Source organism: Pseudomonas sp. P108 (genome assembly GCF_032613195.1).
Lineage (GTDB): Bacteria > Pseudomonadota > Gammaproteobacteria > Pseudomonadales > Pseudomonadaceae > Aquipseudomonas.
Genome location: NZ_CP126691.1, coordinates 3,843,922 through 3,862,925, shown reverse-complemented (window position 1 = coordinate 3,862,925; position 19,004 = coordinate 3,843,922). Strand labels below are relative to the sequence as shown.

At 60.8% G+C, this 19,004-nt stretch carries 16 protein-coding genes; 14 read left to right on the top strand and 2 right to left on the bottom strand.

Annotation, left to right across the window (positions count from 1 at the left end):
• The first annotated feature begins 13 nt into the window (after window positions 1-13).
• From QOM10_RS16965 to QOM10_RS16900, 14 genes are all read left to right on the top strand, one after another.
• Window positions 14-775: a 1,6-dihydroxycyclohexa-2,4-diene-1-carboxylate dehydrogenase gene (locus QOM10_RS16965; RefSeq protein WP_127928421.1), complete on the top strand. Its 762-nt coding sequence runs from the start codon at window positions 14-16 to the stop codon at window positions 773-775.
• A gap of 22 nt (window positions 776-797) precedes the next feature.
• Window positions 798-1,919, top strand: a complete 1,122-nt coding sequence (locus tag QOM10_RS16960; protein WP_316916579.1) for a muconate cycloisomerase family protein — start codon at window positions 798-800, stop codon at window positions 1,917-1,919.
• 15 nt (window positions 1,920-1,934) lie between these two features.
• Window positions 1,935-2,225, top strand: coding sequence for a muconolactone Delta-isomerase (gene catC / locus QOM10_RS16955; protein WP_150652796.1), 291 nt, complete (start codon window positions 1,935-1,937; stop codon window positions 2,223-2,225).
• A 163-nt stretch (window positions 2,226-2,388) separates the two neighbouring features.
• Window positions 2,389-3,306, top strand: a complete 918-nt coding sequence (catA, locus tag QOM10_RS16950; RefSeq protein ID WP_316916578.1) for a catechol 1,2-dioxygenase — start codon at window positions 2,389-2,391, stop codon at window positions 3,304-3,306.
• A 495-nt stretch (window positions 3,307-3,801) separates the two neighbouring features.
• Entirely contained in the window at window positions 3,802-4,848 is a 1,047-nt protein-coding gene (locus QOM10_RS16945; protein WP_127928413.1) for an isopenicillin N synthase family dioxygenase, read from the top strand.
• A 27-nt stretch (window positions 4,849-4,875) separates the two neighbouring features.
• Window positions 4,876-5,685, top strand: coding sequence for a MetQ/NlpA family ABC transporter substrate-binding protein (locus tag QOM10_RS16940; RefSeq protein ID WP_141128264.1), 810 nt, complete (start codon window positions 4,876-4,878; stop codon window positions 5,683-5,685).
• Window positions 5,682-6,482 carry a methionine ABC transporter ATP-binding protein gene (locus QOM10_RS16935; RefSeq protein WP_316916577.1) on the top strand — a complete coding sequence of 267 codons (801 nt, stop codon included), beginning with the start codon at window positions 5,682-5,684 and terminating at the stop codon, window positions 6,480-6,482. The genes QOM10_RS16940 and QOM10_RS16935 overlap by 4 nt, the downstream gene beginning before the upstream one ends.
• The gene (locus QOM10_RS16930; RefSeq protein ID WP_316916576.1) at window positions 6,479-7,150 is read left to right on the top strand and encodes a methionine ABC transporter permease; all 672 of its coding nucleotides are present in this window, start codon (window positions 6,479-6,481) and stop codon (window positions 7,148-7,150) included. The genes QOM10_RS16935 and QOM10_RS16930 overlap by 4 nt, the downstream gene beginning before the upstream one ends.
• Before the next feature lie 8 nt (window positions 7,151-7,158).
• Window positions 7,159-8,715 carry a sugar ABC transporter ATP-binding protein gene (locus QOM10_RS16925; protein WP_316916575.1) on the top strand — a complete coding sequence of 519 codons (1,557 nt, stop codon included), beginning with the start codon at window positions 7,159-7,161 and terminating at the stop codon, window positions 8,713-8,715.
• Window positions 8,708-9,733 (top strand): ABC transporter permease, encoded by a 1,026-nt coding sequence (locus QOM10_RS16920; RefSeq protein WP_150775001.1) that lies wholly within the window; start codon window positions 8,708-8,710, stop codon window positions 9,731-9,733. Before QOM10_RS16925 ends, QOM10_RS16920 begins: the two co-directional genes overlap by 8 nt.
• 23 nt (window positions 9,734-9,756) lie before the next feature.
• A complete protein-coding gene (locus tag QOM10_RS16915; RefSeq protein WP_316916574.1) occupies window positions 9,757-10,812 on the top strand; it encodes a substrate-binding domain-containing protein in 1,056 nt (351 codons plus the stop codon).
• 159 nt (window positions 10,813-10,971) lie between these two features.
• Window positions 10,972-11,637: a sulfite oxidase-like oxidoreductase gene (locus tag QOM10_RS16910; RefSeq protein ID WP_316916573.1), complete on the top strand. Its 666-nt coding sequence runs from the start codon at window positions 10,972-10,974 to the stop codon at window positions 11,635-11,637.
• A 427-nt stretch (window positions 11,638-12,064) separates the two neighbouring features.
• Entirely contained in the window at window positions 12,065-14,452 is a 2,388-nt protein-coding gene (locus QOM10_RS16905; RefSeq protein ID WP_316916572.1) for a TonB-dependent receptor, read from the top strand.
• Entirely contained in the window at window positions 14,442-15,842 is a 1,401-nt protein-coding gene (locus QOM10_RS16900; RefSeq protein WP_316916571.1) for an APC family permease, read from the top strand. The genes QOM10_RS16905 and QOM10_RS16900 overlap by 11 nt, the downstream gene beginning before the upstream one ends.
• A 116-nt stretch (window positions 15,843-15,958) precedes the next feature.
• Here the strand turns inward: QOM10_RS16900 and QOM10_RS16895 are convergent, their stop codons facing one another.
• Both QOM10_RS16895 and QOM10_RS16890 read right to left on the bottom strand, forming a co-directional pair.
• Window positions 15,959-16,420, bottom strand: a complete 462-nt coding sequence (locus tag QOM10_RS16895) for a DUF3574 domain-containing protein (protein WP_316916570.1) — start codon at window positions 16,418-16,420, stop codon at window positions 15,959-15,961.
• A 197-nt stretch (window positions 16,421-16,617) separates the two neighbouring features.
• Window positions 16,618-19,002 carry a DUF3772 domain-containing protein gene (locus QOM10_RS16890; protein WP_316916569.1) on the bottom strand — a complete coding sequence of 795 codons (2,385 nt, stop codon included), beginning with the start codon at window positions 19,000-19,002 and terminating at the stop codon, window positions 16,618-16,620.
• Window positions 19,003-19,004: the final 2 nt, after the last annotated feature.

The following is a 19,004-nucleotide window of genomic DNA, read 5'->3' as shown; positions in this document are numbered from 1 at the left end:
TTTCGAGGTTGTCATGAACAACAGATTCTCCAACAAGGTCGCGCTGGTCACTGGCGCGGCGCAGGGTATCGGCCGCCGTGTGTGCGAACGCCTGTTGCGCGAAGGCGCGCAAGTGGTTGCCGTCGACCGCTCCGAGCTGGTTCACGAGCTGCAAGGCGAGGGTGTTCTCGCGTTGACCGCCGACCTTGAGCAGTACGCCGAGTGTGCGCGGGTGATGGTCGAGGCGATCAACTCTTTCGGCCGACTCGACATCCTGATCAATAACGTCGGCGGCACGATCTGGGCCAAGCCCTTCGAGCACTACGAAGTCGAACAGATTGAAGCTGAAGTCCGCCGTTCGCTGTTCCCGACCCTGTGGTGTTGCCACGCCGCGCTGCCGTACATGCTCAAGCAAGGGAGCGGCGCCATCGTCAACGTTTCATCGATTGCTACCCGCAGCGTCAATCGCGTGCCGTACGGCGCGGCCAAGGGCGGCATCAATGCGCTGACCGCGTGCCTGGCATTCGAGAACGCCGAGCGCGGTATTCGCGTCAATGCCACCGCGCCGGGTGGCACTGAAGCACCGCCCCGGCGCATCCCGCGCAATGCCGCCGAACCGTCGGCGCAGGAGCAGGCCTGGTATCAGGAAATCGTCGCGCAAACCCTCGACAGCAGCCTGATGAAACGCTACGGCAGCCTTGATGAACAGGTCGGCGCGATCCTCTTTCTGGCTTCCGATGACGCCTCGTACATCACCGGCGTGACCCTGCCGGTCGGTGGCGGCGACCTTGGTTGATGACTTTTCAAGGAATATTGAAATGCAGCGAATTCTGATTGAAAACCTGACGACGATCATCGTCGACCTGCCGACCATTCGCCCGCACAAACTGGCGATGCACACGATGCAGAAGCAGACCCTGGTGATTCTGCGCCTGCGCTGCAGCGATGGTATTGAAGGCATCGGTGAAGCCACCACCATCGGCGGCCTCGCCTACGGTTATGAAAGCCCGGAAAGCATCAAAGCCAATATCGACGCACATCTGGCCCCGGCGCTGGTTGGCATGGAGGCCAACAACATCAACGCCGCGATGCATCGGCTCGACAAGATCGCCAAGGGTAATACCTTCGCCAAGTCCGGCATCGAAAGTGCACTGCTCGATGCTCAAGGCAAGCGCCTCGGCCTGCCGGTCAGTGAACTGCTCGGTGGCCGCGTACGGGACAGCCTCGAAGTGGCCTGGACTCTGGCCAGCGGCGACACCGCCCGCGACATTGCCGAAGCCGAGCAGATGCTTGAAGCGCGTCGCCATCGCATCTTCAAATTGAAGATCGGTGCCAACCCGCTGGAGCAGGATCTCAAGCACGTGGTGGCGATCAAAAAAGCCTTGGGCGAGCGTGCCAGTGTGCGGGTTGACGTTAACCAGTATTGGGATGAGTCCCAGGCGATTCGTGGTTGTCAGGTACTGGGTGACAACGACATCGACCTGATTGAACAGCCGATTTCGCGGGTCAACCGCTCCGGGCAGATTCGCCTGAACCAGCGCAGCCCGGCGCCGATCATGGCCGATGAATCGATCGAAAGCGTCGAGGATGCTTTCAGCCTCGCCGCCGACGGCGCTGCCAGTGTGTTCGCCCTGAAAATCGCCAAGAACGGCGGCCCGCGTGCTGTGCTCAGAACTGCGCAGATCGCTGAAGCCGCCGGCATCGCGCTGTACGGCGGCACCATGCTCGAAGGCTCCATCGGCACGCTGGCCTCGGCGCACGCCTTCCTCACGCTCAAACAACTGACCTGGGACACCGAGCTGTTTGGGCCGTTGTTGCTGACCGAAGACATCGTCACTGAAACGCCGCAGTACCGCGATTTCCATCTGCACATCCCGCGAACTCCGGGACTTGGCCTAGTGCTGGATGAAGAGCGTCTGGCGCGTTTTCGTCGCCACTGAATCAGGAGAACCAGCATGTTGTTCCACGTAAAAATGACCGTGAAATTACCCGTCGATATGGACCCGTCACTGGCCACCCGGCTCAAGGCAGACGAGAAGGAACTGGCCCAACGGCTGCAACGCGAAGGTGTCTGGCGGCACCTGTGGCGCATCGCCGGGCATTACGCCAATTACAGCGTGTTCGATGTGCCGAGCGTTGAGGCCCTGCACGACACACTGATGCTTCTGCCGTTGTTTCCGTACATGGACATCGAGGTCGATGGCCTCTGCCGGCATCCGTCGTCGATCCACAGCGACGACCGCTGACCCAGCCCGGTCCCTGTAGGAGTGAGCCTGCTCGCGATAGCGGTGTGTCATTCAGCATTGATGGTAACTGGCAGACCGCTATCGCGAGCAGGCTCACTCCTACAAGGGACGGTGCTGGAACTCAAGAACTGCGTCGACAAAACAACAAGATGAGGTAACCACCATGACCGTGAAAATTGCCCACACCGCCGAGCTGCAAACGTTCTTCAAAGAAGCCGCCGGTTTTGCCAACGACGACGGCAACTCCCGGCTGAAAACCATCGTCCTGCGCATCTTGCAGGACAGCGCCAAGATCATCGAAGACCTCGAGATCAGCGAGGACGAGTTCTGGAAAGCGGTCGACTACCTCAACCGTTTGGGTGCTCGCTCGGAAGCAGGATTATTGGTCGCGGGGCTGGGCCTCGAGCATTTTCTCGACCTGCTACAGGATGCCAAGGACGCACAGATCGGCTTGACCGGCGGCACGCCGCGCACCATCGAAGGCCCGCTCTACGTGGCCGGCGCGCCGCTGTGTGAAGGCGAGTGCCGCATGGATGACGGCAGCGAGGAGAGCGTCGCCACCGTTATGCACCTCGAAGGCCAAGTGTTCGATCTGCAGGGCCAGCCGTTGTCCGGTGCCACCGTTGACCTGTGGCACGCCAACACCAAGGGCACCTATTCGTTTTTCGACCCGAGCCAGTCCGAGTACAACTTGCGCCGACGCATCATTACCGACGCCGAAGGCTATTACCGCGCTCGCAGCATTGTCCCGTCCGGTTATGGCTGCGACCCGCAAGGGCCTACCCAGGAATGCCTGAATCTGCTCGGCCGTCATGGCCAGCGTCCGGCCCATGTGCATTTCTTTATCAGCGCACCGGGGCATCGGCACCTGACGACGCAGATCAATCTGTCGGGTGATCAATACCTGTGGGATGACTTCGCTTATGCAACCCGTGAAGGGTTGGTCGGGGAGGTGGTGTTCTGTGAAGATGCGGTGTCGGGGCGCTATGCCGAGCTGAAGTTCGACTTCCAGTTGCAACCGGCGCCGGACGCCAGTGCTGAACAACGCAGCCAACGGCCGCGTGCGTTGCAAGACGCTTGATACCGAGTCGTCTGGTTCCCTCACCCTAACCCTCTCCCAGAGGGAGAGGGGACTGACCGAGATGACCTTGAGTGCTACGCCGACCTGAACGTTTTGTACCGAATCCAACCCGGTCGTTCAGGTCGGTGCATAACGCTAAACAACTCGGTCGGCTCCCTCCGGGAGAGGGTTGGGAGGATACTGACCGAGGCGATATTTAGTGCTACGCCGACCTGAACAGTTTGTGCCGAATCCATAATCGACTCGGTCGTTCAGGTCGATGTATCGCGATATACACCTCGGTCGACTCCCTCTCCCTCCGGGAGAGGGCTGGGGTGAGGGAAAATCGGGCCTAAGGTAATGCGAAAAAGATATTGGCTACGTATTTTTAAGATCGTTTAGTTTTGTCACAACGACGAATCAAAACGCATCAAACCGATAGACCCCCGATTGCCATGACGGCACACGCTGAATCGATCACAGGTTCTTCAGGTTTGATTCACACGGGAGTGAATCATGCCGCATACCCTCGACATCACCGCATTACCGACGCTGGACCTGTCGCTGTTCGAAGGCACGGCGCAACAGCGCTACGAATTTCTTGAAAACCTGCGCCACGCCGCCCGTGACGTCGGGTTCTTCTACCTGACCGGGCATGGCATCGACAGCGCTTTGCTCAAGCAGGTACAGGCCCACGCTCGGCAGTTCTTCGCTTTGCCCGACAGCGAGAAAAACGCCGTCGGCATGATCAACTCACCACACTTTCGCGGTTACAACCGTGCCGCCTCGGAGATCACCCGTGGCCAGCCCGATCAGCGTGAACAGTTCGATCTGGGCGCCGAGCGCGAGGTGTTGCCATTAGACGCAGACAGCCCGTTCTGGGCGCGGCTGCAAGGCCCCAACCAATGGCCGGCGGCACTGCCGGAACTGAAACCTTTGCTGCTGGAATGGCAAGAGGCGATGACGCGCATGTCGTTACGCCTGCTGCGTGCGTTCGCTCAGGCACTGTCGCTACGGGCCGATGCGTTTGATCAGCTCTACGGCGACAAGCCCAACGAGCACATCAAATTGATGCGCTATCCCGGTCAATCCAGCGAGTCAAGCCATCAAGGCGTCGGCGCGCACAAGGATTCCGGTTTCCTCAGCTTCCTCCTGCAAGACCAGCAGGCCGGTCTGCAGGTCGAAATCGAAGAGGGCCGCTGGATCGATGCATTGCCGCGCGAGAACACCCTGGTGGTGAACATCGGCGAACTGCTCGAACTGGCCAGCAACGGTTATCTGCGGGCCACGGTACATCGCGTGGTTTCGCCACCGGCGGGTAGCGAACGCCTGTCTGTCGCGTTCTTCCTTGGCGCGCAACTGGATGCCGTGGTGCCGCTGTATCCGCTGCCCACCGCACTGTTGCGCGAGGCGCGCGGGCCGGCGAGTGATCCGCTCAATCCGCTGTTTCGCGATGTCGGCTGGAACTACCTCAAGGGGCGTCTGCGCTCGCATCCGGATGTCGCGCAGCGCTTCTACGCCGATGCGCTGCTGCCGCCACCGCCTATTCGTAAATCCGCCTGACTCATCACTCGCTCAAGGACTCCGCACATGATCAAGAAAGCAGGTTTGACCCTGGCCGTGCTCGGCGCGCTGGTGACGTCGTTCGGAGCGCAGGCGTTGGAGCCGTTGCGCGTCGCCGCCGACCCGGTGCCTCACGCGCAGATTCTGGCGTACATCCAGAAAATCGATCCGCAGCTGAATCTTAAAGTCATCGAGATCCCCAATGGTGTGAACTCCAACGAACTGTTGGTGCACGGTGATGTCGACGCCAATTACTTCCAGCACCTGCCGTACCTGAAATCCCAGGAAAAGGCCCTCGGCGAGAAACTCGCGGTGGCGGCCACGGTGCATATCGAACCCTTGGGCATCTATTCGCACCGGCACAAAAGCTTCGCCGACGTGCCGGTAAAAGGCACCGTCGCCGTGCCCAACAACGTCACCAACCTGAGCCGCGCGCTGTACCTGTTGCAGGACAACGGCCTGATCAAACTCAAATCCGGCTTCAACGACCCGGCAGCGGACCAGGCAACGCCCAAGGACATCGCCGAGAACCCGAAACAGCTGAAGATTCTCGAGATCGAGTCGCCGCAGATTCCGCGCTCGCTGGACGACGTCGATCTGGCCGTGATCAACGGTAACTACGCGCTCGACGCAGGCCTGGTGCCGGCCAAGGATGCCTTGGGTCTGGAGAAAGCCGAGCACAACCCCTACGCCAACATTCTGGTGACCACGCCCAAGCTCGAACACGACCCGCGTATCGCGCAACTGGCCAAGGACCTGACGTCGCCCGAGGTCGCCAAATACATCACCGACAACTTCGCCGGTTCGGTGATTCCGGTGGCGGGCGGCAAGCCATGATCGCCATCGAGCAGTTGAGCAAGACTTATCCTTCGGCCGCGCAACCGGCACTCGACCAGGTCTCGCTGAGCATTCCCGACGGTGCGGTCTACGGGATTCTCGGGCGCAGCGGCGCGGGTAAGTCGACGTTGCTGCGCTGCCTCAATCTGCTCGAAAGACCGGACAGTGGGCGCATTCTGCTGGATGGCATCGACCTGACGACGCTGCCGGTCAGCGAACTGCGCCAGCAGCGTCAGCGCATCGGCATGATCTTCCAAGGCTTCAACCTGCTGCATTCGCGCACGGTGTTCGACAACATCGCGGTGCCGCTGGAGATCGCCAATGTCGGCAAGCCGTGGCGCCACGTACGGGTCCGCGAACTGCTGGAGCTGGTTGGCTTGAGTGACAAGGCGCAGGCCTTTCCCTCGCAGTTGTCCGGCGGGCAGAAACAGCGCGTCGGCATTGCCCGCGCTTTGGCCGCTGAGCCGGCGTATTTGCTCTCGGACGAGGCCACCAGTGCGCTCGACCCGGAAACCACCGAATCGATCCTGCAATTGCTGCGCGATATCAATCGGCAACTGGGCGTGACCATCGTGTTGATCACCCACGAACTGGACGTGGTCAAGTCGATCTGCGACCACGCCGCGTTCATGGCCAATGGACGCTTGGTCGAAGCCGGGCCGGTGCCACGTCTGCTGGCCGATCCGCAATCGCAACTGGGTGCTTCGCTGCGGCCGACCTGCGGATTGCCCCTGGGGCATGCTGAGCCGGGCCTGAGTTTTCTCAAGCAATACGGCGTACGGGCGGCGCACTCATGAACCGCACGGTCAATTGGGATGAAATCCTGCAACTGGTGTTCAACGCCACCGGTGAAACCCTGTACATGGTCCTGCTCGCGGGGCTGTTCACGCTGCTGATCGGCCTGCCGCTGGGCGTGTTGCTGTTCATCAGTCGCCGCGACGGACTGCTGCCGATGCCACGCTTGAATGCCGCTCTGGGTGGCGTGGTCAACCTCGGCCGTTCACTGCCATTCGTGGTGATGCTGATCGCCCTGATCCCGCTGACGCGGCTGGTGGTCGGCACGACGCTGGGCAGCACCGCTGCCGTGGTACCGATCACCATCGGCGCGTTTCCGTTCTTCGCGCGCATCGTCGAAAACGCTCTGGACGAAGTCGACAAGGGGCGCATCGAAGCGATCCTCGCCATGGGCGGCGACATCGGTCATGTGATCTTCAAGGTGTTGCTACCCGAAGCGCTGCCGGCGTTGTTGGCCGGGATCACGTTGACGCTGGTGATGCTGATCGGTTTTTCCTCGATGGCCGGCGTGATCGGCGGTGGCGGGCTCGGTGATCTGGCGATCCGTTACGGCTATCAGCGTTTCAACAATGAAGTGATGGTTGCCACGGTGGTGGTGTTGGTGATCCTCGTCCAAGGCGTGCAAAGCCTGGGTGATCGATTGGTTCGTTCGCTGGCGCATCGCCGCTAAGGAATTGTATGAGTGTGCCGGTCGCCGTCGTCCGCGAACCGCTGATTCGTGTACGTGAGTTGAGCAAGATATTTGGCGCGAGCCGGGCGCTGGACGCGGTCAGCCTGGACATCTATCCCGCCGAAGTGGTGGCGCTGCTCGGTGCCAATGGCGCGGGCAAGTCGACTCTGGTGAAGATCCTCGCGGGCAGCCAGACTGCCGACGCTGGCGAGATCTGGCTGGAGGGCGCGCCACGCCATTTCAGTTCGCCGCTGTCGGCGCGACGCTTCGGTATTGTCGCGGTGCACCAACAGATCAACGAGGGCATCGCACCGGGTCTGAGCGTCGCGGAAAACCTCCTGCTCGATGAACTGTGCAAGCCAGACGCGGACTTCTGGCTCAATCGCCAACGCCTGCTGGAACGCGCTGCGAGCATCGCCGCCGGGCTGGGTTTGACCTTGCCGCTGGAGCAGCCGATCGAGCATCTCGGTCAGGCCGAACGGCAATTGGTGGTGCTCGCTCGAGCCTTGGCTTTGCAGCCGCGCCTGTTGATTCTGGATGAGCCGACCGCCGCGCTCTCCGATGCCGAGGCGCAGCGGCTGTTTGGATTGATCGACACCTTGCGCACTCGCGGTGTGGCGATTCTGTACATCTCCCATCGACTCTCCGACCTGCAACGCGTGGCGGATCGCGCCATCGTTCTGCGCGATGGCCAGTTCGCGGGCGAGTTCGCGGCACGGCAATTGCCGGAAGCGGTGAGCGCCATGCTCGGGCAGGCGCTGGCCGAACATGTTTACCAGTCGAGCGTGGCCGGGCGCGAGGTGTTGAAGCTCAGCGCCATGCAAATCCTGCCGCGCTCCGCCGCGTTCGATCTGAGCCTGCACGAGAATGAAGTGGTGGTGCTGACCGGGCTGTTGGGTGCCGGTAAAAGTGAAATCGCCGAGGTGCTGTTCGGCCTGCGTAAAGCGACCTCGGGCCGCGTGCAACTGGATGGCACTGACTGGCGTGCGGACTCACCGCGCCAGGCCATTCAAAGCGGGGTTTTCTTCGCGGCCGAAGATCGCGCCAGTCAGTCGCTGATACCTGATTTTTCTTTGCGTCGCACCCTGACTTTGCCGTTTCTTGAACGCTTTACCCGCGGCGGTTTCATCCGCAACCGCGCCGAAGCGGCAGCGGTCGAGGCACAGGTGGCGGCGCTGGGGATCAAGACTGCCGGTATCGATGTGCCGATGAGCGCACTGTCGGGCGGCAATCAACAGAAAGTCGTGCTCGGCCGCTGGCTGCTCGGCGAAGGGCGGGTATTGATCCTTGATGAGCCTTTCCAAGGCGTCGACGTGCGTGCCCGCCGCGACATAGGCCAACTGCTGCGCGACAGCGCCAAGGGCAGGGCGACGCTGGTGATTTGCGCCGATGTCGATGAAGCCCTGGAAATTGCCGACCGCATCCTGCTGGTGCGCGATCACGCGGTGGTCGCCGAGTACCCGCGCGCCGGCCTCAATCGTGCTGATCTGGTCGCTGCATTGGCCGGCAGCGACGTGACCAAACCTTCCCCTCAAGCCACGCCAAGGAGCAGAGCGAGTGCCTGATTCAAGTTCACTGTTATCGACCGAGCCGGCACGCGCCGAACGTCTGCTGCATGTGCTGATCCGCTATGGCCTGTTATGGCTGCTGGCGCTGATCGTGGTGTTTTTCAGTGTGGCCGAGCCGGCATTCCTGCGCGTCGGCAATCTGTTCAGCATCCTGCAATCGGTGTCGATTGTTGCGCTGCTGGCGCTGGGCGTGACGCTGACCATGGCTGTCGGCGGCCTCGATCTGTCGATTGGCGCTGTGGCGGCGATGAGCCTGATGATCGCCAGTTACGTGATGGTCGTGCTCGGCTGGGGTGCGGTGCCGGCGGTATTGATCAGTCTGGTGGGCGGGGCGCTGGTCGGCCTGCTCAACGGCTGGCTGATCGTTAAATTACGGGTGCCGGACATTCTCGCGACACTGGGCAGCATGTTTCTGGTGATCGGCGTGCAACTGATTCCTACGGGCGGACGCTCGATTGCGGTCGGTATGACTTTGCCCAGCGGTGAGGAAACCGAAGGTACCTTCAGTGCTGCGTTTCTGGCGCTGGGGCGTGGGCGGTTGTGGGAGGTGGTGCCGATTCCGGTATTGATCACGGCGGTGGTAGCGGTGGCTGTGTGGCTGTTTCTCGAACGTACGCGCATTGGTCGTTTGTTCTATGCCATCGGCGGCAACGAGCAAGCCGCACGACTGGCCGGTGCACCGGTGCAGCGCTTCAAATTATTGGCGTACGTGCTCTCGGCGTTGCTCGCATCGCTGGGCGGATTGTTGCTGGCGGCGCGCTTGGGCCGTGGTGACGTCAGTTCCGGTAACGGTCTGGTGCTGGATGCCCTCGGCGCGGCGCTGATCGGGTTTGCCGTACTCGGCGCGAAGAAGCCCAACGCCTTTGGCACCTTGGTCGGCGCGCTGCTGGTGGCGGCGTTGCTCAACGGTCTGACCATGCTCAACGCGCCGTATTACGCACAGGATTTCGTCAAGGGACTGGTGCTGGTGCTGGCCCTGATGTTCACCTTCGGCCTCGCGCATCGGGCGCGTTGAGCCGCTTCATTCAAGGATGTTGTATGCACGGTTCAATCACACAGTTCGCCCGTCATTGCCTCGCCTGTGCGTTGCTTTCGGCGATGGCACTGAGCGCGCAGGCCAAAGCCTTGCCCGGCGCACCCGCACCGTTCGACAAAGGTCAGGTGCAGATCGCGCTGGTGGGGTATTTGTTCTCCGGGGACTTCCCCGAGGCGTATTTGCGCGGCGTCGAAAAACAGACCGAAGCACTGGGTGCCAACCTGCGCGTATTCGATGCCCGGCAGCAGGCGGCGAGTCAGGGCGAGATGATCGATCAGGCGATCGATCTGGGCGTCGACGGCATCATCGTCCAGCTCGGTTTGGCCGAAACCCTGAAAGCACCGATTGATCGCGCTATCGCCAAAGGCATCAAAGTCGTCGCTTTCGACGTCGATCTGAACACCCCGCAAGTGACTCAGGTCGAGCAGGATCACCATGCGCTGGCGCGTCTGGCCCTCGATCAAGCCGTCAAGGACAACGGCACGAAGTTCGATGCCGGCTACGTGTACATCAGCGGTTTTACGCCGATGGAGCGCCGCGACGAGATCTGGAGTCAGGTCAAGAAAGCCAATCCGGGCATCGTCGAGAAGGCACGCTTTGGCACGCTGAATCCGCCGATCGCCAACTCGGTGGCGGATCAGGCCAGCGCCGTGCTTCGCGCCAATCCGGGCATCAGCGTGATTTTTGCGCCGTTCGATGAGTTCGCCAAAGGCGCCAAAATCGCCGTGGATGAGGCTGGTCTGACAAGCAAGGTGAAGATCTACAGCGCCGATATTTCCACCGCCGATATTCAAATCATGAAAGAGCCGGACAGCGCCTGGGCGGCGACGGCAGCGGTCAATCCGCAAGTGGCCGGGGCAATCAGTGTGCGCAGTCTGGCGATGTTGATTGCCGGGGAAAATCCGGGGCATCAGGTGCTGGTGCCGCCGACGCTGATTACCCGTCAGCAGTTGCTGGATCTGGACGTGAAAAACGTTCGAGATCTGGCGCAGAAACTCCCGGCCTTCGGTGATACCGCGAATGTCGCGCGGGCGCCGTGGATTCCCGTGGCCAACTAGAACATTTGCCACGACATTGCCCATGTGGGAGCGAGCCTGCTCGCGAAGAGGTCTGATCAGTTGATATCTCTGTTGATTGACCCACCGCTTTCGCGAGCAGGCTCGCTCCCACAGGGGTAATGCGTAGTTGCGCAAACTGAGGGGAGTTCTGGAGTTTACATGCACAACAAAGCCTTGCGATTACGCAAAAGCCGTTCGCCGAAAGCCGATCCGGCGCTCGGTAAACGACTGCCCCCAGGCCAAGTGCTGACGGAGCGATTTCCGATCCTGCACGAAGGCGAAATCCCGGACTACGACCTCGCCAACTGGTCGCTGCGCCTGTTCGGCACGCTCGCCCGACCGATCGAATTACGTTACGCCGATCTGCAGGCACTGCCACAACGGCAACTGCGTTGCGACATCCATTGCGTGACACGCTGGTCGAAGTTCGACACCGAGTGGAGTGGGGTGCATCTGCAGGATTTGTTGCAGGCGTTCGATATCCAGCCAACCTCGGCGTTCGTCATGGCCCATGCCGACCACGATTACCAGACCAACTTGCGACTCGATGATCTGTTACACCCCGACAGTTTGTTGGCCACCCACTACGCCGGCCAGCCGCTGAGCGCGCAACATGGCTGGCCGTTGCGGCTGGTGGTGGCAGGGCGGTATTTCTGGAAGAGCGCGAAGTGGCTGCGCGGGCTTGAATTCGTCGAACAGGAACAAGCGGGTTTCTGGGAGCAAAACGGCTTTCATCTGCACGCCGATCCGTTTGCCGAACAGCGATTCAGTGGTGATGAACTGGATATTGCCGAGGATGCCTGGCTGGAAAAAGAGTTCGATTAAGTAGCGTCTGATGCAGATCAAAACTGTAGGAGTGAGCCTGCTCGCGATAGCGGTGTGTCAGTTGACAACTTTCTTACTGATATACCGCTATCGCGAGCAGGCTCACTCCTACAGGGAACCGTATTTCAGTCTAAAAATTGTTTTTAGTTGGTTGAAGTGTTGGCTCAGCAACACTTCTGCTGAACTAAGAACACTCCTTTGGAGCGATCTAACCTAAGCGTTATTGGTTCTTTTACGAGTTGCGGCAGCTCGTCTAGCATCGGCTTTCAAGGGGAAACGTCTCACGCTGGGGAAACTGCAACTCACCGTAAAAAAGCTTTACTGCCTTCCAGAAATCCAAAACTACAGCAGACATTGCCGCGCATTGCTTGCCGAACTTTATTGTCGGTAACGGCCGGGTATTAACTGCGATTCAAGGAGCTGTTATATGCATTACCGTTCCCGTTCATTACTGGCGGCCGCTGTCGTGTCCGCTATTTGGCAACTTCCTGCTAACGCCGAAGAAACTTCCGTCAGCGCCGACAGCGAATCCCGACTCGGCACGGTGTTGGTCACCGGCACCCGGGGTACTTCACGTACCGTGCTGGATTCGCCGGTACCGGTCGACGTGCTCACCGCCGAAGACCTCAAATCCGCCGGCGTCGCTGATGGTGAACTGGGCGCGGCGTTGCAGACGCTGTTGCCATCCTTCAGCCTGCCGCGCCAATCCAACTCCGGCGGCGCCGACCACGTGCGCGCCGCGCAACTGCGTGGCATGAGCCCGGATCAGGTGCTGGTGCTGGTCAACGGCAAGCGCCGCCACACCTCAGCGGTGGTCAACGACTCGTCGAAGATTGGTCGCGGTACTGCGCCGGTCGACTTCAACTCGATCCCGCTCAGCGCGATCAAACGTATCGAAGTGCTGCGTGACGGTGCCGGCGCGCAGTACGGCTCAGACGCGATTGCCGGGGTCATCAACATCATCCTGGATGACGCCCCGGAAGGTGGCGAGGTGTCCACCAGTTATGGCGCCTATCACACCCATCAGGACGCTATCGACAAGACCACCACCGACGGCCAGAACAGCGTGACCACGGCGAAGATCGGCACGCGCCTGGGCGAAGAGGGCGGGTTTATCCGCGGCGGCACCGAATACAAAGATCGCAACCCGACCAACCGCGCCGGTTTCGACGGTTTTGCCGACACCCCCGGCCAGCGCAACTATGTGATGGGCGACGGCGTAGCGCGCGACGTCAACCTCTGGTTCAACAGCGAACTGCCGCTGGCCGGCGGCAAGGCTTACAGCTTCGGTACTTATAACCAGCGCCACACCACCGGCGCCGAGTTCTATCGCTACCCGTATGAACAGCCGCAGTTCTACCCCAACGGCTACTTGCCGCAATCGCTCGGCGACAACAAGGACATTTCCGCCACCGCCGGTTTCAAAGGCCTGCTCGGAGACGAGTGGGATTTCGACAGCAGCATCACCCACGGTCGCAACCGCTTCGATGGCTCGACCCGGCAGACGCTCAACGCCAGCCTCGGTGAAGACTCACCCACGAAGTTCGACACCGGCGATTACGAACTGCGCCAGACCACCACCAACCTCGATTTCAGCCGCGAACTGCGTCTTGGCGAGCGCTCGTTCGTACTGGCGGTCGGCGGTGAATACCGCTACGAAAACTACCTCACCTATGCCGGTGACGAGGCCTCCTACATCGGCTCCGGAGCCGACGGCGCCAACGGCCTGCGCCCGAGCGAAGAGTCGGATCTGGATCGCAACGTGTTCGGCACTTACGCCGAGTTGTCCGGCGATCTCACTGATCGCTTCTTTGTCGACGCCGCCACCCGCTGGGAGCATTACGACGATGCCGGCAGCAAACTCACCGGCAAACTCAGCGGTCGCTACAAGCTCACCGAGCAATGGGCCTTGCGCGGTGCGGTATCGAACAACTTCCGCGCACCGTCGCTGGCCCAAAGCGGCTTCCAGAACACCACCAGCAACTTCGGCGATGGCGGCACGCTGACTGACATCCGCGTGCTCTCGGTCAACGACCCGATCGCCCGCGCACTGGGCGCCGAGAAGCTTGATCCGGAAACCTCGAAGAACTTCAGCCTCGGCCTGACCTTTCAGTTGAACGAACGCTTCGACGCCTCGCTGGACGTGTTCCGCATCGACGTCAAAGACCGCATCACCCTGTCGCAACGCATTGGCAGCGATGCGCTGGAAAACTACATCAATGACAACTTCGGCGTTGCTGGCGTGCACGACGTCAACTTCTTCACCAACGCCGCCGACACCAGCACCGACGGCGCCGAACTGGTGCTCAACTACCACCAGCCGTTCTACGAAGGGCAACTGGGCCTGACCACCGCGTACACCTACAACCACACCAAAGTCACCAGCACCAAAGGCACGCCGTCGCAACTGACGGCGCTGGGCATCGGCAATGATGCACTTGTTGGCGTCGAAGAAACCAACACCCTGACCGACGCAGCGCCGAAGGATCGCTTCATCTTTTCCGCCAACTGGGCCAGCGAACACTGGGGCCTGCTTGGGAGGTTGACGCGCCAGGGCGAGACCACCCGAGTCTTCGATTTCGGCGATTCGCAACCGGAGCAAACCTACGGTGCCGTGTGGCAGCTGGACGCCGAAGTGGCTTACAAATTCACCCCGAAATTCAACATTGCCGTGGGCGGCAACAACCTCACCGACAACTACCCGGAACGCTCCGGTTCGGCGATCAACTACGGCGGCAACCTGCCGTACGACGTGCTCTCGCCAATCGGCACCAACGGCGCCTACTACTACGCCCGCGCCACCTATGGTTTCTGACGCGGGACCGGGGCGGCATCTGCCAGTGTTTCAGGCGTTGCTGATCACGCTGGGCATGGTGATCACCACCGACATCCTGAAAACCGCGCCGACCGTGGCCCTCAACGTCGGGCCAGAGCATTTCTACCTGGTGTGGGTGCTGGGCGGTGTCGCGTCGATGATTGGCGCACTGTGTTTTGCCGAGATGGCCACGGCGTTTCCGCACCCGGGCGGCGATTATCACTTTCTGCGCACGGCGTATGGCGAGCGCATGGGATTCCTGTTCGCCTGGTCGCGGTTTTCGGTGATGCACACCGGGTGGATTGCTTTGTCGGCGTTCATGTTTGCCGATTACGTCAATGCGGTGGTGCCGCTGGGTCAGTACGGCTCGGGGTTGTTTGCCGGGGCGGTGATTGCGGCATTGGTGTTGCTTAATCTCACCGGCAAGCACATTGGCTTTCTCACCCAGACCTTGTTGGTGGGACTGTTGGCACTGGGCTTTTTGAGCATTGCCAGTGCCGGCGTTTTTTTGGCTTGGCAAGGCATCGAAGCGCCTGCGCCGAGTCTTGCGCCCGTCGCGCAAAGCACCGACATGGCCGGGTTCTCGGCGGCGATGATTTTCGTCTTTCTGGCGTTCGGCGGCTGGAGCGATGCGGCGACGTTATCGGCGGAAGTGCGTGATGGCCGGCGAGGGATTTTCATTGCCATGCTCGGTGCGCTGAGCGTGTTGATGGCGATCTATCTGGCGCTCAATTGGGCGTTCGTTCAGGGCCTGGGATTCGCCGGACTGGCGGCCAGCAATGCGCCGGCGGTTGAGTTGTTGAACCGTGCTTTCGGTGCACCGGGTGTCATGCTGATTTTGCTGATGGTCGGCATCGCGGCGATTGCGACCATCAACTCGACGCTGCTGGTCGGCGCTCGCACTACTTACGCCGCCGCGCGTGATGTGCCGCAGCTGCGCGGTTTCGGCGAATGGGACGACCGCCATGGCGTACCGCGTAAAGCGCTGCTGGCGGAAGGTGCGGTGGCGTTGTTGCTGGTGCTGTTTGGCAGTTTTACCCAGAGCGGTTTCAACACAATGGTCGAGTACCTGACCCCGGTGTACTGGCTGTTTTTGAGTTTGAGCAGCGTGGCGCTGATCATCCTGCGGCGGCGCTTTCCCGAGGTGCCGAGGCCGGTCAAGGTGCCGTTGTATCCGCTGTTGCCGCTGCTGTTTTTCGGGTTGTGCCTGTATATGCTGTATTCCAGCGTGACGGTGGTGGGGGTTGGCGCGTTTTTGGGGATTGCGGTGTTGCTGGTTGGTGCTGTGCTTTTGGCTGGATTGAGTCGCTTGAAGGCAGACCCTCACCCCAGCCCTCTCCCGGAGGGAGAGGGGGCCGACCGAGTTGTCTTGCGTGATACATCGACCTGAAAGAACGAGTCGATTATGGATTCAGAGAAGCAAATACAGGTCGGCGTACGTCTCCAATATCCCCGGATCGGTTCCCTCTCCCTCGGGGAGAGGGCTAGGGTGAGGGGCTTCTGATTCTAGAAGGACACCTCCGCCGGCTGCGACAACCGCAGCACCGACAAGTCCCCGGTAATACGCTTGTAAGCCAGGCGAATCGCTTCGATGTTGCCCGCATTCTTCGGGCTGTTCTCATGCAAAATCACAATCACCTTGGTGCTCAAGCGCTCAGGCTCCTTCGCGCCCTTATCCCGCCACTGCCCATATGCATCAAGCACACTGAATCCATCAGGAAACCGCGACGTCACCTCCTGATCAAGAAACTCACGCCAGCGCGCCGGGCTGACTGCACCGTCCTTGCCATCGATCGAACCAACGGAGAAGTACAACTCGGTGCGAATCCACTGCGCCTGCGCAGGACGCGCGGCGTCGCCTTGCAGAGTGGAACTGGCTGGATCGTGGGTGTGAACAGAGGCGGGAGGAGGGCTGGCGCAACCGGCGACGGCGAGGAATAAAGCCGCCAGGAAAAGACGTTGAGGCATGGAACATCCTTATTGATCGTTAGGTGAACCGCTCGAGTATAAGGTTGCGCTCTGACCGCCAATAAAGACCTAAAAAGCAGGCATTTAGGCGCTTCGGGAATAACCCTTCACCGCGCAAAAAATGTGGGAGCGAGCCTGCTCGCGAAAGCGATTTTTCAGACAGCGAAAATATTCCATGCCAGAGCCTCACCGATTCATTACGCACCCGCCGGTGGTTTCGCCAACGCAATCTCTGCCGCACCCAGCCGCTTGAGAATCTCGAACAGCAAATCACTTTTGGTCACCCCGACAATCCTCGGACTGCCCACATAACCGGTCACCGACAAGGTAATCCCGTCCGGCGACAATTTGCTGAAGCGCACGAACGGCGCCGGTTTTTCGAGGATGGTTTCGTTCTCCCGATAAGTCGTGAGCAACAGCTCTTTGACCTCTTCAGGATCAATGTCCAGCGGGAACACGAGTTCCAGTCCCGCCACGCCTTGCGCGCTGCCGCCCAACGTCACGTTGCGCAGGTTCTGCGAGATCAGTTGCGAGTTGGGCACGATGACGATCGAGCGGTCGCTGAGCTGGATTTCCGTGGCGCGCACGTTGATGCGGCGGATGTCGCCTTCCACACCACTGATGCTGATCAAGTCGCCGACCTTCACCGGCCGTTCCGTCAGCAGAATCAGACCCGAAACGAAGTTCTTCACGATCTCCTGCAAACCAAAGCCGATGCCCACCGAGAGCGCACTGACGATCCACGCCAGATTGGTCCACTGCACGCCCAGCGACGACAGCGTCAACAGAATCACAAAGGCATAACCGATGTTGGAAAACAGCGTGCTCAGCGAGGCGCACATGCCCGGGTCCATGTCGGTCTTGGGCAGGAACTCATTGTCGAGCCAGCGGCGCAGGGCGCGGATCAGCCAGATACCGATCATCAGCGCCAGCACGGCATTGAGCAGGTGGCCGGGGACGATGTTCAGCTTGCGCAGCCCGGCACCGCCGAGGATCGCCATGATGTTGCTCGCCAGTTGCCCGAGCGTGGTGCCGATGCCGCCGACAAACAGGGCGATGACCGCCAGCAACAGCAGCGCTGCCCGACTGAAACCCGACAGCAGAATCTCGATCTGATCAAGCCGTCGATCACCAATGCCGAGCAGCTGTTTGAGCGCCTTGCCGCTCGCATGGCGGGGTGAAAACACATGCTCACAGACGTCCTTGACCAATTGAATCAGCAGGTAGAAACCCGACAAGACAATGTACGCCCACACCAGCTCATAACTGATGAACCGTGCCAGTGATACGTAGCCGGTGAGCAGGGCAATCGCCGAGACAAACATCGAGATGCTCGCGATGGTGTAAATCACCCCGGCAAATGTGCTGTTGGCCGCCGAGGCATCATTGGCCGCGACCAGTGCCTTGCGCACTTTGCCGACGCGCAACAGCAGGACCGTCACGATCGCCAGCACGACGATCGAAATGACCCCGCGCCCGGCGATCACGATCTGGCTGCTCATGCCGGTGGCATTGCTGACCTGCACCAGCGTCACCAGCACCAGCAGCGTGCAGGACAAGATGCGCGGGTAGGGTCTGAGCGCCAGCGCCACCTGATCGGCAATCGCCGGCAGGCGCCACGAGGGATGTTCGGTCGACAGCAACGCGCGGCTTAGCCCGGTGATCAGCACGCAGGCATATACAACCTTCTCGAACTCTTCGGAAAACGTTTCCAGCACAGGGGGTAACGGTTGGTGGCGGGTGCAGGCGTAGAACAGCAACTGCAAGGCAATGCCGGTGGTGGCAATGGTCGCCAGCGCTGAGGCGAACGCCAGCGCACTGCGGCGCAGACGTCCCTCGGGCATGCGGTAAATGCACACCCAGGTCAGACCGCGTTCAGCCAGCCTGCGCCCGAACGTCCAGATGATCAGCGCCAACGCCATCAGCACACTGGTGTAGACGCGTTGGCCCGGGGCCCACACGGTGGCCCATGTGTCGCGCACCTGCGCGACGAAAAAACGCAGACGCTGACGATCATCCTCGGTCGGATTCACCAGTGGCGACCAGAAACTTGGACTCAGCACGCTGTCAGTGCCCAGCGTCAGCTCACTTTCCAGCAACGTGCGGCGGATACCGGCAATCTGCGTAATCAGATCCGCTGCGCTCTGCTTCAGCGCCGCCAGACTCTTCAGCGTGCCGTCGACCTTGCTCTTCTGTTCCGCCAGGGACGCTCGTTGCGCGACGATATCCGCCTGTTCCGCCGCCACCTCGGCATCTGGCGCCGCTCCCAACACCCCTAACTGCACGGCCAACTGCGCCTGCTGCGGCAACAACGCCGCCGACAACCGGTCGACATCCAGAATGAATGCCTGCACGCGATCCTGCGGGCCTTCGAGCTGGTTGTAGTTGTTCGCGGCGGAAATCTGTTGTTTGAGGCCATCGAGGCGCAGTTGCAAGGCCTGCAGATCGCTTTGCGAAATCACCGGCAACGGCGCGGCAGCGGTGGTTACCGGCGCCGGCAAGTCGGCAGCCAATAGCGTCGGACTGCCGCCAACCAGCAGCATGAATACGACAAAAAACAACGAGTTCAATGTGTTGCGCATGG

Bases quoted from the DNA above. Each gene is read 5' to 3' on its own strand.
- QOM10_RS16910 (WP_316916573.1), top strand. From the start codon at position 10,972: ATGCACAACAAAGCCTTGCGATTACGCAAAAGCCGTTCGCCGAAAGCC.
- catC (WP_150652796.1), top strand. From the start codon at position 1,935: ATGTTGTTCCACGTAAAAATGACCGTGAAATTACCCGTCGATATGGAC.
- QOM10_RS16905 (WP_316916572.1), top strand. From the start codon at position 12,065: ATGCATTACCGTTCCCGTTCATTACTGGCGGCCGCTGTCGTGTCCGCT.
- QOM10_RS16895 (WP_316916570.1), bottom strand. From the start codon at position 16,420: ATGCCTCAACGTCTTTTCCTGGCGGCTTTATTCCTCGCCGTCGCCGGT.
- QOM10_RS16925 (WP_316916575.1), top strand. From the start codon at position 7,159: ATGAGTGTGCCGGTCGCCGTCGTCCGCGAACCGCTGATTCGTGTACGT.
- QOM10_RS16940 (WP_141128264.1), top strand. From the start codon at position 4,876: ATGATCAAGAAAGCAGGTTTGACCCTGGCCGTGCTCGGCGCGCTGGTG.
- QOM10_RS16915 (WP_316916574.1), top strand. From the start codon at position 9,757: ATGCACGGTTCAATCACACAGTTCGCCCGTCATTGCCTCGCCTGTGCG.
- QOM10_RS16930 (WP_316916576.1), top strand. From the start codon at position 6,479: ATGAACCGCACGGTCAATTGGGATGAAATCCTGCAACTGGTGTTCAAC.
- QOM10_RS16965 (WP_127928421.1), top strand. From the start codon at position 14: ATGAACAACAGATTCTCCAACAAGGTCGCGCTGGTCACTGGCGCGGCG.
- QOM10_RS16945 (WP_127928413.1), top strand. From the start codon at position 3,802: ATGCCGCATACCCTCGACATCACCGCATTACCGACGCTGGACCTGTCG.
- QOM10_RS16900 (WP_316916571.1), top strand. From the start codon at position 14,442: ATGGTTTCTGACGCGGGACCGGGGCGGCATCTGCCAGTGTTTCAGGCG.
- QOM10_RS16960 (WP_316916579.1), top strand. From the start codon at position 798: ATGCAGCGAATTCTGATTGAAAACCTGACGACGATCATCGTCGACCTG.
- QOM10_RS16890 (WP_316916569.1), bottom strand. From the start codon at position 19,002: ATGCGCAACACATTGAACTCGTTGTTTTTTGTCGTATTCATGCTGCTG.
- QOM10_RS16935 (WP_316916577.1), top strand. From the start codon at position 5,682: ATGATCGCCATCGAGCAGTTGAGCAAGACTTATCCTTCGGCCGCGCAA.
- catA (WP_316916578.1), top strand. From the start codon at position 2,389: ATGACCGTGAAAATTGCCCACACCGCCGAGCTGCAAACGTTCTTCAAA.